The 12924-nt window shown below is 65.1% G+C and carries 12 protein-coding genes; 7 read left to right on the plus strand and 5 right to left on the minus strand.

What is annotated here, in order from left to right; genetic code table 11:
• Positions 1-9 precede the first annotated feature (9 nt).
• The gene (locus O3301_RS04375) at positions 10-1053 is read right to left on the minus strand and encodes a LacI family DNA-binding transcriptional regulator (protein WP_305055658.1); all 1044 of its coding nucleotides are present in this window, start codon (positions 1051-1053) and stop codon (positions 10-12) included.
• A 106-nt stretch (positions 1054-1159) separates the two neighbouring features.
• Here O3301_RS04375 and O3301_RS04380 point away from each other — a divergent pair, with 106 nt between their 5' ends.
• Entirely contained in the window at positions 1160-2353 is a 1194-nt protein-coding gene (locus tag O3301_RS04380; RefSeq protein WP_305055659.1) for a phytanoyl-CoA dioxygenase family protein, read from the plus strand.
• Between the two features lie 31 nt (positions 2354-2384).
• Complete coding sequence (locus O3301_RS04385) at positions 2385-3503, plus strand: Gfo/Idh/MocA family protein (protein ID WP_305055660.1); 1119 nt, start codon at positions 2385-2387, stop codon at positions 3501-3503.
• Positions 3504-3517: 14 nt separating this feature from the next.
• On the opposite strand, the gene O3301_RS04390 is transcribed toward O3301_RS04385, so the two are convergent.
• Complete coding sequence (locus O3301_RS04390; RefSeq protein WP_305055661.1) at positions 3518-5512, minus strand: glycoside hydrolase family 3 N-terminal domain-containing protein; 1995 nt, start codon at positions 5510-5512, stop codon at positions 3518-3520.
• Positions 5513-5734: 222 nt separating this feature from the next.
• Here O3301_RS04390 and O3301_RS04395 point away from each other — a divergent pair, with 222 nt between their 5' ends.
• Positions 5735-6778, plus strand: a complete 1044-nt coding sequence (locus tag O3301_RS04395) for an AraC family transcriptional regulator (protein ID WP_305055662.1) — start codon at positions 5735-5737, stop codon at positions 6776-6778.
• A gap of 6 nt (positions 6779-6784) precedes the next feature.
• Here the strand turns inward: O3301_RS04395 and O3301_RS04400 are convergent, their stop codons facing one another.
• Positions 6785-7180: a helix-turn-helix domain-containing protein gene (locus O3301_RS04400; RefSeq protein WP_289916133.1), complete on the minus strand. Its 396-nt coding sequence runs from the start codon at positions 7178-7180 to the stop codon at positions 6785-6787.
• Positions 7181-7342: 162 nt separating this feature from the next.
• On the opposite strand from O3301_RS04400, the gene O3301_RS04405 reads away from it, so the two are divergent.
• From O3301_RS04405 to O3301_RS04420, 4 genes are all read left to right on the plus strand, one after another.
• The gene (locus O3301_RS04405) at positions 7343-7915 is read left to right on the plus strand and encodes an FMN-dependent NADH-azoreductase (protein WP_305055663.1); all 573 of its coding nucleotides are present in this window, start codon (positions 7343-7345) and stop codon (positions 7913-7915) included.
• 121 nt (positions 7916-8036) lie between these two features.
• Positions 8037-8324, plus strand: coding sequence for a putative quinol monooxygenase (locus O3301_RS04410; RefSeq protein WP_305055664.1), 288 nt, complete (start codon positions 8037-8039; stop codon positions 8322-8324).
• 79 nt (positions 8325-8403) lie between these two features.
• Complete coding sequence (locus O3301_RS04415; RefSeq protein ID WP_305055665.1) at positions 8404-8970, plus strand: hypothetical protein; 567 nt, start codon at positions 8404-8406, stop codon at positions 8968-8970.
• Entirely contained in the window at positions 8970-9701 is a 732-nt protein-coding gene (locus tag O3301_RS04420) for a hypothetical protein (protein ID WP_289914521.1), read from the plus strand. Before O3301_RS04415 ends, O3301_RS04420 begins: the two co-directional genes overlap by 1 nt.
• A gap of 30 nt (positions 9702-9731) precedes the next feature.
• Here the strand turns inward: O3301_RS04420 and O3301_RS04425 are convergent, their stop codons facing one another.
• Positions 9732-10430 (minus strand): hypothetical protein, encoded by a 699-nt coding sequence (locus O3301_RS04425; RefSeq protein ID WP_305055666.1) that lies wholly within the window; start codon positions 10428-10430, stop codon positions 9732-9734.
• Between the two features lie 21 nt (positions 10431-10451).
• Positions 10452-12899, minus strand: a complete 2448-nt coding sequence (locus tag O3301_RS04430; protein WP_305055667.1) for a penicillin-binding protein 1A — start codon at positions 12897-12899, stop codon at positions 10452-10454.
• Positions 12900-12924: the final 25 nt, after the last annotated feature.

A 12924-nucleotide genomic window follows, 5' to 3' on the forward strand; every position in this document is an offset into this window, starting at 1 on the left:
GCATGCCTGTCAATTCAGGCCATTCAGGGCGGGCAGGTTCCACGGCGTGACGATCTGGATGGCGGACAGGCAGGCCGGCTGCGCCAATGCCGGCAGCGCGCCTTGCGCCCGCAGGATTTCCTGGCAGGCGCGGCGCATGTCCTGGCCCAGGTCGTGGTGCAGCACGGCGTGGATGGCGCCAGACTTGAGCAGCGCCAGGTTGTCCGCGTCGAGGTCATGGCCGATGAAGACCTGGCAAGGCCGGCCCGCTTTGGCGAACGCCTGCACGATGGCGGCATTCCCGCCGCCGATCGAATACACGGCGGCGATGCCCGGATGGTCGGCCAGCGCCTGCCGCACCAGCGCGCCCGTGGCGCCGTCGATGCCGTGGCCTTCGCTCACTTCGACGACGCTCAAGTGCCGATGTCGTTCGCGCAGCGCGCGGCGAAAGCCGATCTCGCGCTCTTCCTCGCCATGAAAGCGGTTGCTGCTCAGGGTCACCAGCACCTGCTGTTTTTTTCTCACGCTGCCCAGCCACTGGCCGACCAGGTAAGCGGCCGTCTCGCCCGCCGCCCGGTTATCCATGCCCACATAGCTGCGGCGCGCGGAAGCCGGCAAGTCCGTCACCAGGGTCACCACGGGGATGCCGGCCGCCGCCAGCCGGTTCACCGCCTCGGCCACTGGCGGCAAGTCGGGCGCCTTGAGCAGCACGCCGTGGCTGCCGTTCTTGCGGATGCGCTCCAGCAGGTCGACGATGCCGTCCACCTCCAGGGTTTCATGCAGGTGAAAGCGCGAACGCAGCACGGCCGGATGCAGCGACGGCAGCTCCGCCTCCAGCGCGGCGCGCACGGCATCCGTAAAGCGGCGCGGCGCCACCATCAGCACGTCGAGCATGAATTTTCTGCCGGACAGGCCCACCTGCGTGCTTTGCCGCGCCAGTTCATCCAGCGCCTGCATCACGCGGCGCACCGTATTGGCGTGCACGCCGCCGCGCTGCTTGATCACGCGGTCGACCGTGGCCACGCTGACGCCGGCCTGCAGCGCCACGACCTTGACGGGGAAAGGATGCGTCACGTGCTCTCCATTTCGAATTGATGGTTTTTTGATGGATTTTCTGATGAAAAATGCGGATTTTCATCCCTATACTGATTCTACAACTTAAATAATCAGGAGACACCGCATGCACACCACCAACGCCGGCGCCCCGCCGCCCGTCCCGTATTGGCTGACGCCGGAAAGCTGCGACCTGCAAGACTTCATCGGCACCGTCAGTTGCCGCACGGCGCTGGCCGACTATCCGCACGCCGCCGCCGTGGAAGAAAATATCCTCGTCTACGACTGCGATGCAGTGCGCGAACTGGCTGCCAATCCGGCGTCGCTGCGCGCGCTGCAGGCCGAATGGGGCAAGGCGCTGATGGACGGTCCCGGCGTCATCGTGCTCAAACGGGCCGTCACCGACATGGAGACGCTGGAACAGGCGAATCGCATGTTCCGCGACCTGATCGCCGGGCAGCATGCCAGCGGACAGGCGGGCGGCGACCATTTCGCCAGGTCGGGCGCGAATGACCGCATCTGGAACGCCCAGCAAAAGCTTTGCCTGCGCGCACCCGTAACATTCGCGCGCTACTACGCCAACCCCGTCTTCGCCTGGATATCCGAGGCCTGGCTGGGTCCCTCCTACCAGATGACGGCGCAAGTGAACGTCGTCAATCCCGGCGGGGCCGCCCAGGCGCCGCACCGCGACTATCACCTGGGCTTCCAGAGCGCCGCCGCCTGCGCCGCCTATCCCGCGCCCGTGCACCAGATGTCGGCCCTCTTGACCTTGCAGGGCGCCGTCGCCCATTGCGACATGCCGCTGGAATCCGGTCCCACCCTGTACCTGCCTTATTCGCAGCGCTACCGGGCCGGTTTTCTCGCGTGGCAGCAGCGGCCGTTCCGCGACTATTTTGCCCGGTATTGCGTGCAGCTGCCGCTGTCGAAAGGCGACGCCGTGTTCTTCAATCCCGCCCTGTTCCACGCGGCCGGGCATAACCGTTCGCCCGACATCCGCCGCATGGCCAACCTGCTGCAAGTGTCGTCGCCATTCGGGCGCGCCATGGAAACGCTGGACCGCCGCGCCATGAGCGCCGCCCTATACCCAGCCTTGCAGGCGCTGCGCGCGCAGGGCACCCTGGATGACGCTGGCGTCGGCCACGCGATCGCCGCCTGCGCCGAAGGCTATGCCTTTCCCAGCAACCTGGACCGCGACCAGCCCATCGATGGCATGGCGCCGCCCACGCAGCAGCAGCTCATGCGCGAAGCGCTGGCGCAGGACTGGCCCGCGGCCCGCTTCCTCGACGCCCTGGACAGCCACGCCTGGCGCCAGCAAGCCTGAATCCCCTACGCGTCACCCTCGGAGACTCCCTATGCAAGACATCCACATCGGCCTGATCGGCGCCGGCTACATGGGCAAGGCCCACACCATCGCCTACAAGACCGTGCGCAGCATCTTTCCCACGGCCCGCAACCCCGTCTGCGCCTGCATCGCCACCAGCAGCGAAGAAGGCGCGGCGCGCAGCGCGCGGGAACTGGGCTGGAACAGGTCCACCGGCGACTGGCGCGCACTGGTCAATGACCCCGCCATCGACGCCATCGTCGTCGCCACGCCGCCCGCCACGCACAAGGACATCGTGCTGGCGGCGCTGGCCCTGGGCAAACCCGTGTTTTGCGAAAAGCCGCTGGGCATGACGGCCGCCGAATCCTTGCTGCTGGCGCAGGCGGCGGAAAGCGCGGGCGTGGCCAACATGGTCGGCTACAACTACATCCGCACGCCCGCCAGCCAGCTGGCGCGGCAGATCATCGAATCGGGGGAAATCGGCGACATCATCCACGTCGCCGCCGAGCACGTGGAAGACTACCTGCACGACCCGCGCGCACCCGCCTCCTGGCGCACGCGGGAAGCCACGGCAACGCGCGCCGGCGCGCTGGCCGACGTGGGTTCGCACCTGCTCAACCTGGCCCTGCGCCTGGGCGGCCCCGTCGACTCGCTGGTGGCCGACATGAATACCGTGCATGCGCGGCGCGACGGCCCGCATGGCATGGAAGCGGTGGACAACGACGACCAGGGGAATCTGATGCTGCGCTTTGCCAGCGGCGCGCTGGGCGCGCTGACCTTCAGCCGCGTGGCGGCCGGGCGCAAGATGGGCTACACCTACCGTATCACGGGGACGAAAGGCGCCATTGCGTTTGATCAGGAAAGCCAAAATGAGCTGTGGCTGTACGACGCCAGCCGCCCCGCGCAACGCCAGGGTTTCCAGCGCCTGCTGATGGGCCCCGCCCACCCCGACTACCTGGCGTTCAGCCAGGGAGCCGGGCACGGCACGGGCTACAACGAACAAATCGTCATCGAGGCGCGCGATTTTCTGCAGGCGATCGCCGGCGGCCAGCCGGTCTGGCCCACCTTCCGCGACGGCTACGAAGTGGACCGGCTGATAGCCGCGGCGCTGCGCTCCGTGCAGGAGCGCAGCTGGATTACCGTGCGCTGACGGCAGGAGCGTTATCAGTACGCCAGGCCGTAACCGAACTTGTACAGCGGATGGGCCGTGTCATACGGCACGTCCGATTTCTGCACCTGCACTTCGGCCATCGACGATGGCAGTTCGAACGGCAGCTTGCCTTGCGGTTTGGCCTTGCCCGTCAAGACATCGAACAGCGCGCCGTCGCTGACGCCAAAGTTGGCGAGGATGGCGCTGGCCTTGTCCTGCACGTTGCCGAGGATGGCCGGGCGGTCCAGGTAGACCGTCACCACCGTCTTCGGCGCGAACTTCGCCGCGTTCTTGATGGCTTCGTAGTCGGCGTCGCCATCGACATAATTCAGGCGTCCTTCGTGCTGCATGCTGCCGAAGATGTAGTTCGGGTGCAGGATTTCATACGGCGCGGCCACGCGCAGCAGGGCCATGTCCGCTTCCTGCGGCGTGGCGACCACCGTGTAGCCATACTGCTTCGCCACGGCCGCATCGATGCCGTACAGGTAGACCTTCTTGACGGTGGCCGCCAGCGGCAAGACCTTGTCCTTGTTTTCCAGCAAGACCAGCGAGCGGCGCTGGGCTTCCAGGCCCGCCTCGATGAAGTCCGCCTTGCCCACCGTGGTTGCCGCCTTGGCCGCATCGACGAATGGGTGTTCGAACAGGCCTTGCTTGAATTTCTGGATCAGGATGCGCCGCGCCGACGCGTTGATGCGCGCTTCCGTCAACTGGCCCCGCTGCACGGCTTGCGTCAGGTAGGGCGCTTCCGTCACGCCGCCAAACTGGTCCATCCCGGCCGTGACGGCTTTCACGTAACGCTCGGCCTTGGTGGCGTTTTCCATGCCCCACGGCGTGCCGAAGCCGATGAAGGAAGGCGCCACGCCGGCCGGCGTGCCGTTGCGGCAGTTGGCGTCGCAGTCGGAAGTGATGCCCCAGTCGGACAGGATCACGCCCTCGAAGCCGTATTTACCGCGCAGCAAGTCCGTCAGCATGGTCTTGCTGAAACCGGCCGCCACCTGCTCCAGGGTGATGCCGTCGATGGTGATATTGCCATCCGGCAGCGCGTAGGTGGGCATGACGGAGGCCGCCTTGGCCGTGAAGGCGCCCTCGAACGGTTTCACGTGGTAGGCGAAGTTGTTGCCCGGATAAGTCATGTAGCGGCCATAGTAATTGTGGCCGTCGAAACCCTCTTTCGTTGCGCCGTAGCCGACCCAGTGCTTGACGACGGCCACCACGCTGCCGTCGTGCAAGCCCGTATTGCCGTCCTGGAAGCCTTCGATATAGTGCTGCACCATGCGCTTGGCTAGATCCGCATCTTCGCCGAAGGTGCCGTTGATGCGCGACCAGCGCGGCTCGGTGGCCAGGTCCGCCTGCGGCGACAGCGCTTGCGTGATGCCGACGGCCAGGTATTCCTGGCGCGCGATATCGCCGAAACGGCGCACCAGCGCATCGTCGCCGATGGCGGCCAGGCCCAGGGTTTCCGGCCACTGCGAGAATCCCTTGGTGCCGGCGCTGGCGCCCACCGTGTACTGGAAATGGTGGCGCGGGTCCGTGCTGATGGATACGGGAATGCCGTGGCGCGACGTTTCGCTGATTTCCTGCACCTTGTTGTACTGGGACGCCATGTTGGCCGTATCGCCGGCCATGCGCGTGATGAAGGTGTTGACGTACTGCTTGACGATCAGGTCTTGCAGGGCCGTCAAGTCATACGCGCCACCGAGGCCGATGCCGGAAGGGTCGGACACGGTGGGTGCCGTGCCGTGCATCATCAGGCCCGCCTTCTCGTCGAGGCTCATGCGCGACAGCAAATCGTCGGCGCGCGCCTCGGCGGACAGGCGCCAGTCTTCGTACGGATCGATCTTGCCGTTGCGGTTCATGTCCTTGAAGGTATAGCCGTCGACCTTGAGCTGGCTATAGGTGGTGGCGCCGAACACGGGCTGCGTGTATTCCTCGCTGACGGTGTCGTTGCCGCAGGCGGCCAGGGCAAGCGTGGCGACGCAGCCGGCGACCATGCGGGCCATCGGTTTCATAGTGCAATTCATCATTATCTCCAAGACTGTTTTTGTAGGTATCCGGGTGGCATCAGGGCCAGCCCGAAATCAATATAGCGTGAGAATGCGTGAGTTTCTTGACCGCACAGCACGCGTTTTATACCCGCGAGAACAATTTTTGGTTAGACGGCACGACAACCAACAATCTCCTACAAAGTGCTAATATTTGTGAAAAATTACTACAACAAGCAGGAGACACCCTTGCACAAACCCGATACGCGCACGGTTTCGAACCGGATCGCGCAGCAATGCGCGCGCGCCATGCAAGCCGATGGGCACGACCCCGCCGACTTTTTCCGGCAAACGGGCATCACGCCGGCGCAGCTCGAGGAACCTGGCGGGCGCATCAACGCCGAGCGGCACCGCCGCATGACGGCCTACGCCCAGCAGCTGCCGCAGCACCGCGGCTTGCTCGACCTCGACGTGACGCACTGGTTCGCCCATTACTCGGGCATCGCCCACGTCTGCTTCAACCGCCCCACCCTGCGCAGCGCCTTGCACGAGCTGCTGCACTTGCGGGGCCTGATCGGCGAATTCGACTTCATGCTGATGAGTGAGAATGGGACGCGCATCGAGATCGAATACCTGTCCGAGTTTTGCCCGCTGGGGGGCGCCATGCAGGCGCTGGCCAATTTCCGCATGCTGTCGCTGGTGGCGCGCGCCTACGACAATGGCGCGGCCACGGCCTTCCATGCCGGCTTCCAGGGCAAGGCGCCGTGGTTCGCGCCAGCCATTGGCGAGTGCTTCGGCGCCGCCGCCACCTTCGGCCAGGCGCGCAACACGCTGACGTTTGACGCGCCCGCGCTGGACCGGCCTTTCGCCCAGTTCAACGCCATGCTGGCGCCGCACGCGCTGCGGCACGCGCAGGGGCAATTGCAGCAGTTGCAGGGCGCGCAGCTGTTTTCGGCCCGCGTGGAGCAAGCCATCATCGATTTGCTGGGCCAGCAAGCCGACGCCGATGGCGCCGCGCTGCTGCCGGCCCTATGCGACGGCCTGGCGATGAACCGCTGGACCCTGCAGCGCCAACTGCAGCAGGAGAAAACGTCGTTCCGCGCGCTGGAACTGCGCGCCAAGAGCCGCGAATCGCGCCGTTTGCTGCGCGAAACGAGCCTGAGCGTGGTGGAAATCAGCGAACGCCTGGGCTTTTCCTCGCAAAGCGCGTTCACCCGCTTCTTCAAGACCCAGTTCGAACTGCCGCCGGCGCGCTACCGGCAAGACATGCAAGGCGCCCGTACCGCCGTCTGAACGGGGCTAGTCGCCCGAAGGCGGCTGGACTGCGCCTTTGGCATCGAACGCCAGCCGCGCCGCATCGATGGCGTCGCGGTGGCCATGGGCCCAGGCGCCCAGCGCGCTGATGGGGATCAACAGCGAGCGGCCCAGGTCCGTCAGGGCGTAATCGACGCGCGGCGGCACGGTGGGAAATACGGTGCGCGTCACCAGGCCGTCGCGTTCCAGCCCGCGCAGGGTAAGGGTCAGCATGCGCTGCGAGATGCCGCCGATCAGGCGGCGCATCTCGTTGAAGCGCTTGGTGCCATTGCCCAGCAATATCACCACCATCACGCTCCATTTGTCGCCCACGCGGGTCAGGATATCCGTGATCGGGCGGCAGGAAGCGGCCACGCCCGCATGGCCGCCCTCGTCGCGCATGCGCCGTTCCAGCTCTGCTCCTTGAGCGGCGGCATCGCCAATAGTCACATCCGTGTGCCCCAGTGTGGAAAAAGTGCCTTCTTGTGCGTTCATTTGATAGTCACTATATTTAACTCGGTTACAAAAACATACCACCCGATCATACCACCCAAGAAGGCCCACATGAACATCCTGCACATCGATTCGAGCATCCTCGGCGAGCATTCCCTCAGCCGCCAATTGTCCGCCGCCATCGTCGCCCGCCTGCAAGCGGCCGCGCCGGGCGCCGCCGCCCACTACCGCGACCTGGCTGCGCAGCCGCTGCCGCAATTTACGGCCGCGCCCGGCGCCGCCGACGCTGCCGCCTTGTCCGGCGCGCTGGAGCAGGTGCTGGCCGCCGACGTCATCGTCATCGGCGCGCCCATGTACAACTTCGCCATCCCCAGCCAGCTCAAATCGTGGCTCGATGCGCTGGCCGTGCCCGGCAAAACGTTCCAGTATGGCGCCAACGGCCCCGAAGGCTTGCTGGGCAGCAAGCGCGTGATCATCGCCTCGACGCGCGGCGGCTATTACGGCGCCGACACGCCGATGGCGGCCCTGGAACACCAGGAAAGCCATCTGCGCGCCTTCTTCGGCTTCCTCGGCGTCACGCAGATCGAAATCGTGCGCGCCGAAGGCGTCAAGGTCAGCGACGCCGCCAGGGCGCAGGCGTTGACGGCCGCGTTTGAACAGATCGGCGCGCTGCAGGCAGCGTAAGCGGCGGCGGATTTTCTGGCTGCGACGGAAACTGTTTCGGCGCAGCCAGACTGGACATGACAGGCATGAAAGTCCAGGATGCGCTAAGCTGCATCCGCCCCACCACTACACAAGGACCACCATGACCCTGACCGTCGTCGCCACCATCGATGCCCAAGCCGACCATACCGACGCCGTGCGCGCCGCCCTGGAAGCCGTCGTGACGCCGAGCCGCGCCGAAAGCGGCTGCCTGCGCTACGAATTGCACCTCGACAACCAGATTCCCACGCGCTTCATCATGCTGGAAGAATGGACCGACAAGGCGGCCCTGACGGCGCACTACGCGACGCCCCACTTCCTGACCCTGGTGGCCGCCACTGACGGCAAGGCCGTCAAGATCGACGTGGCGGAATTAAGCAAGCTGAAGTAACGGCCGGCGCGCCGTTCAAGCGCGCGGCCATCTTGGCAAGTTGCCATCTATAATATGGCAACTTTTCTTTATGGCCATCATGACATCCTTTTCCAAGTTACAAGGCGCCCTTGCGGCCGCCGCCTTTACTTTCTGCGCGGGCGCCTCGGCGCAAGCTCCCCTGACCAAACTCGTGGGCGACTACAACCTGGCCTCGTCGGCGACCGTGCCGGCCAGCACCTGGGGCTATTCCAAGGGACGCATTTCGGTCAAGCAACTCGATGACCAGCATCTGATGATCGTCCTGTCGTGCGAGTGGAAACGCGAGCCGAAAGCCGTCTGCGGCGACTATTTCTATGCCCAGCAGCGCGACGACGGCCTATATCTGCAGGACATGAATACCTTCGCCATGCGTGTGTACTTCGAGCCCGCCTCGCGCAAGCTCACCATCATCTCGCGCGGCGCCGACGCGAAACAGAGCGTGCGGCACGACGTGTTCGCCGCCACGACGGCGCCGCTCACGGACCCCGCCCTCGTGCGGCGCATGAAGCGCGAAGTGTCGAATGCCGACAGCAAGGAAAACCGGCGCGTGTTCGGCCCCTACACCAAGTGGGCTTATCAAGAAAACCGCATCGAATTCCAGCGCCAGGACTTGACGGCGCCGTGATGCCGGACCTGGTCCAGCCCCTGCGGCGCCAACTGCTGCGCCTGGCCAGCGCCCTGCTGTGCTCGCCCATGCTCGCGCGCGCGGCCGACGACGGCCTGCCGCGCGCCGTGCGCCAGCGCATCCTGGCCACCCTCGACGCTCCGCTGCCCAAGGTGCTCAATGTGCACCACCTGGCGCTGATACGGCGTTTCAACATCGGCTGGTCGCCCGTGGAAAGCGGCGCGCCCATGCTCAATCCGGAGCACCCGCTGGGCAATGGCGATACCCTGCAACTGGCCATGCAAGCGATCGCCGGCAAGGATGCGGCCCTGGCCGCGCAGCGCCTGATGGAAGCATCGCTGCTGCTGCCCCACTTCGTGCAGATGGCCGACCTGAAGCCGGGCAGCTATGCCAACGCCAAAACGCCGTTCACCTTGACCGCGCGGCACCTGACGCTGCTGCGGCAACAGGCGTGGATGCCGCTGGAAATGCTGGGCATGGCGGCGGAAGACTACCTGGCAGAAGGCTATTGGCCCACCCCGTCCGTGGACGGCAAGCGGCCGTATGGCAACTTCACGAATTACCCGGTAGAAATGGCGCAAGCGCTGGGCCTGCCCGTGCGCCGGCAGGCGGATGGCAGCCTGGCCGTCACGCCAGCACTGGAAGCGGAACTGCAAGCGCTGCACGAGCAGACCATGGCCGCGCTGCAAGTGTTCGTGCGGCAAGCGGGGTTGAGGCGCAATACGCCCTAAATCCGAGACTGGAACGGGCGGCGGCACGGCTTACTGGCCGCACGCATCGAGTCCCCTGTTCAAGAAGCTCAACACGCCATCGGCCCTTTTGATCAGGCGGGCCATTTCAATCCAGCTGACCACCGCGCCGCCGGATTTTTTTTGTCGATGGTGCCGGCTTTCCACGTTAGCGCTATTGGTTACAGGTACTTCGCAAAGCACGAGGCCCGATGGCACCCCGCCTCTTCCCAGGCTCAGCCACTCACCACCAAATTGTCTCCCGGCATCTGCATCAAATACCAGGGGGGCCGCATGCAGGGAAACGTAATATCCCGCTGGAAATTTACACTTCAAACGCTTGCTTTCTGCATAAGGCAAGGCCACGTTCAGGGACGCAAAGAGGTCTCTGGCCTGGCGCTCGCTTCGATGTTCCAGGAACACCAGGTACTTGAGACCCGCTTGGAGAGGAGAAGTCTCCACAGGCAGGAAAAACTGCACATCACCGTCCTGGCTGCCCTTCAATGCCTGCACGACTTTTGCCCGGTAGACAATGCCACAGTGTTTCCCATCCGCAGCATCCTCGTGCGGCACCACCGTCGCGGACACGACCGTCACCCGCGCCACCAAGGAAGAGCTCTCGACGACTTGAGCTAGCTCAATATAGCCCGTTGGCGAACCGACCTGGATCAATTCTTCCGCAGAGGAATCAAGTGCGCAACACAGCATCAACGGCAGCAGTTTTTTAAGCATGGGATGCTCCCTTGGATCCTTTTAACCCTGCGGCACGGGCACGGGCGCAGGCTGCGGAACAGGCGCAGGCGCCGCCTCCGGCACCGCCTTCCCATGCGATTCCTGTCCGCCCTCGCCTTCGGCCGGCATGGCCAGCGGCGCGGCCGGTGCGCCTTCCTGCAGCAAATCGCCCGGCTCTTCCACGGGTTCGTCCGCGGGCTCGTCGACCGGCTCCACATGGCGCAGCGGCGGTGGAGGCTTGCCGCCAGGGAAGATGGCGTCGCGCGACAGTTTTCCCGTGTCGAGCGCCGTCTTGAAGAAGTCGCCCACCACCAGCACGGCATTGTGACCGCCCTGGCCCCAGTAATTGCTGCGCATGGTGACCCTGGCGTCATTGAAACCGACCCAGGCGCCGCCCACCAGTTCCGGATGCATCAGGATGAACCAGCCGTCCGCATTGTTTTGCGTGGTGCCGCTCTTGCCGGCCACGTCGGAGCGGATGCCGAAGCGGCTGCGGATGGCCGTGCCCGTGCCGCGGTCGATGACGCCGCGCATCATGTCCGTCAGGGTGGCCGCCGATTCCACCTTCATCGCGCGCTGCGGCTTGTCTTCGCCGAAGCGGGCGATGACCTTGCCTTCGCGGTCCGTGATGTGGGTGACGACGAACGGCAGGCGCGCTTCGCCCTGGGCCGCGATGCTGGCGTAGGCGTTGACCATTTCCAATAAAGTGACGGGACTGGTGCCCAGCGCCAGCGACGGCACTTTTTCCAGCTTGCTGCCGCGGATGCCCAGCGCGCGCGCCAGCTTGATGATCGGCGGCAAGCCGACATCCTGCATCACTTGCGCCGTGATGGTGTTTTTCGAGTACACGAGGCCGTCGCGCATGGTCATGTCGCGCCCCGTGGTGCCGCTCATGTCCGTCGGACGCCATATCGTGCCGTCGGACGCCTTGATATCCATCACGGCATCGCGGTAGACGTGCTCGGGGCTCAGGCCCTTTTCCAGCGCCGCACCGTACACGATGGGCTTGAAGGTGGAGCCGGGCTGGCGCGCCGCCTGCGAGACGTGGTCAAATTGTTCACGCGCAAAGTCGCGGCTGCCCACCCAGGCGCGCACGGCGCCCGTGGCCGGGTCCATGGCCGCGAAGCCCGCTTCCAGGCGCGTCTTCGACTTGCGCAAGGCCGCCATGAAGGCGCGGTCGCCCTTCAGTTGCGCCAGCGCATCGTCCGGCGTGGCGCCGGCCGCCGTCAGCTTGCGGTAGTCGCCCGACTCGCGCACGAAGGCGTCGAGCAGGGCCGGATGCGATTTCCAGAAATAATCGAATGGCACGCTGCCGCCCTGCATGCCCGCATACATGCCTGTCGACGTGGATGACGGCACGCCGGCGCGGCTCCATTCCACGTCGGCGATCGCCTGCAAGGCATTCGCCTGGCGCTCGACGGCACGCTCGGCCGCCTGCTGCAAATCCTGGTCCAGCGTGGTGTGCACGATCAAGCCGTCGCGCTCCAGGTTGTAGTCGTTCTCGTCGGCCCAGTCGATCAGCCACTTGCGCACATACGCCGTGAAATGGCTGTCCGATTGCGCCCGCTCGCTCTGGCGCTCGAAATGCAGGCGCAGGGGACGCTTGATCAACTGCCTGTAACGCGCCTCGTCGATGACATCATGTTTGCGCATTTGCCCCAGCACCACATTGCGCCGCTGCAAGGATCGTTCGGGATTACCGACGGGATTGTAGTAATTCGTGCCCTTGAGCATGCCGACCAGGGTGGCGCTTTCCAGGATGTCGAGGCGCGACGCAGGCTTGTCGAAATAGGTGCGGGCCGCCATTTCGATGCCGTAGGTGTTGTACAGGAAGGGGACCGTGTTCAGGTAGGCTTCCAGGATTTCCGTCTTGCTGTAGGTGGCCTCGATTTTGAGGGCCGTGATGAGTTCCTTCAGCTTGCGGTTCAGGTTGCGCGAGCGGCCGATTTCCTCGGGGAACATATTGCGCGCCAGTTGCTGCGTGATGGTGGAGCCGCCCTGGGGGTTGCCTCCCGCCGTATGCAGGACGGCGCCCGCCGTGCGCGTGAAATCGATGCCGTGATGTTCATAGAAACGGTGGTCTTCCGTCGAAATCAGCGCGCTGATCACATTCGGCGAAATCTGTTTTAAGGTGACCCGTTCCTGCAAGCCCTGGTCGAAGCGGGCCAGTTCCTCGCCATCCGCGCTGACCATGGTGCTGGGCGCGGCCGCGCGCGCCTGGCGCAAGTCGTGGATGCTTGGCGTCAGGGGGATCAGCAGCAGCATGTACAGGATCACCAGCGCCAGCACGGCCAGGAACGACCAGAGCCCCAGCACCAGCGCACGCCGCACGGGCGGCAAGGTCATCAGGTGCGCGTGGCCGCGCCGGTACAGCGCCACCGCCTTTGTCCACGCCACTCCCGCCACGCGCACGGCTTGCGCGCGCGTCCATGTCCATGCCTGCCGTGCTTTTTCCTGAAACTGCTCCATGCCTGATGCCATGCTTGTAACCTTG

Source organism: Janthinobacterium sp. SUN211, assembly GCF_030587315.1.
Lineage (GTDB): Bacteria > Pseudomonadota > Gammaproteobacteria > Burkholderiales > Burkholderiaceae_D > Janthinobacterium > Janthinobacterium kumbetense.

Excerpts from the sequence above, each read along its gene's own strand:
- O3301_RS04380 (WP_305055659.1), top strand. The coding sequence starts at position 1,160 with ATGCACACCACCAACGCCGGCGCCCCGCCGCCCGTCCCGTATTGGCTG.
- O3301_RS04385 (WP_305055660.1), top strand. The coding sequence starts at position 2,385 with ATGCAAGACATCCACATCGGCCTGATCGGCGCCGGCTACATGGGCAAG.
- O3301_RS04390 (WP_305055661.1), bottom strand. The coding sequence starts at position 5,512 with ATGAAACCGATGGCCCGCATGGTCGCCGGCTGCGTCGCCACGCTTGCC.
- O3301_RS04400 (WP_289916133.1), bottom strand. The coding sequence starts at position 7,180 with ATGCGCGACGAGGGCGGCCATGCGGGCGTGGCCGCTTCCTGCCGCCCG.
- O3301_RS04405 (WP_305055663.1), top strand. The coding sequence starts at position 7,343 with ATGAACATCCTGCACATCGATTCGAGCATCCTCGGCGAGCATTCCCTC.
- O3301_RS04410 (WP_305055664.1), top strand. The coding sequence starts at position 8,037 with ATGACCCTGACCGTCGTCGCCACCATCGATGCCCAAGCCGACCATACC.
- O3301_RS04415 (WP_305055665.1), top strand. The coding sequence starts at position 8,404 with ATGACATCCTTTTCCAAGTTACAAGGCGCCCTTGCGGCCGCCGCCTTT.
- O3301_RS04420 (WP_289914521.1), top strand. The coding sequence starts at position 8,970 with ATGCCGGACCTGGTCCAGCCCCTGCGGCGCCAACTGCTGCGCCTGGCC.
- O3301_RS04425 (WP_305055666.1), bottom strand. The coding sequence starts at position 10,430 with ATGCTTAAAAAACTGCTGCCGTTGATGCTGTGTTGCGCACTTGATTCC.
- O3301_RS04430 (WP_305055667.1), bottom strand. The coding sequence starts at position 12,899 with ATGGAGCAGTTTCAGGAAAAAGCACGGCAGGCATGGACATGGACGCGC.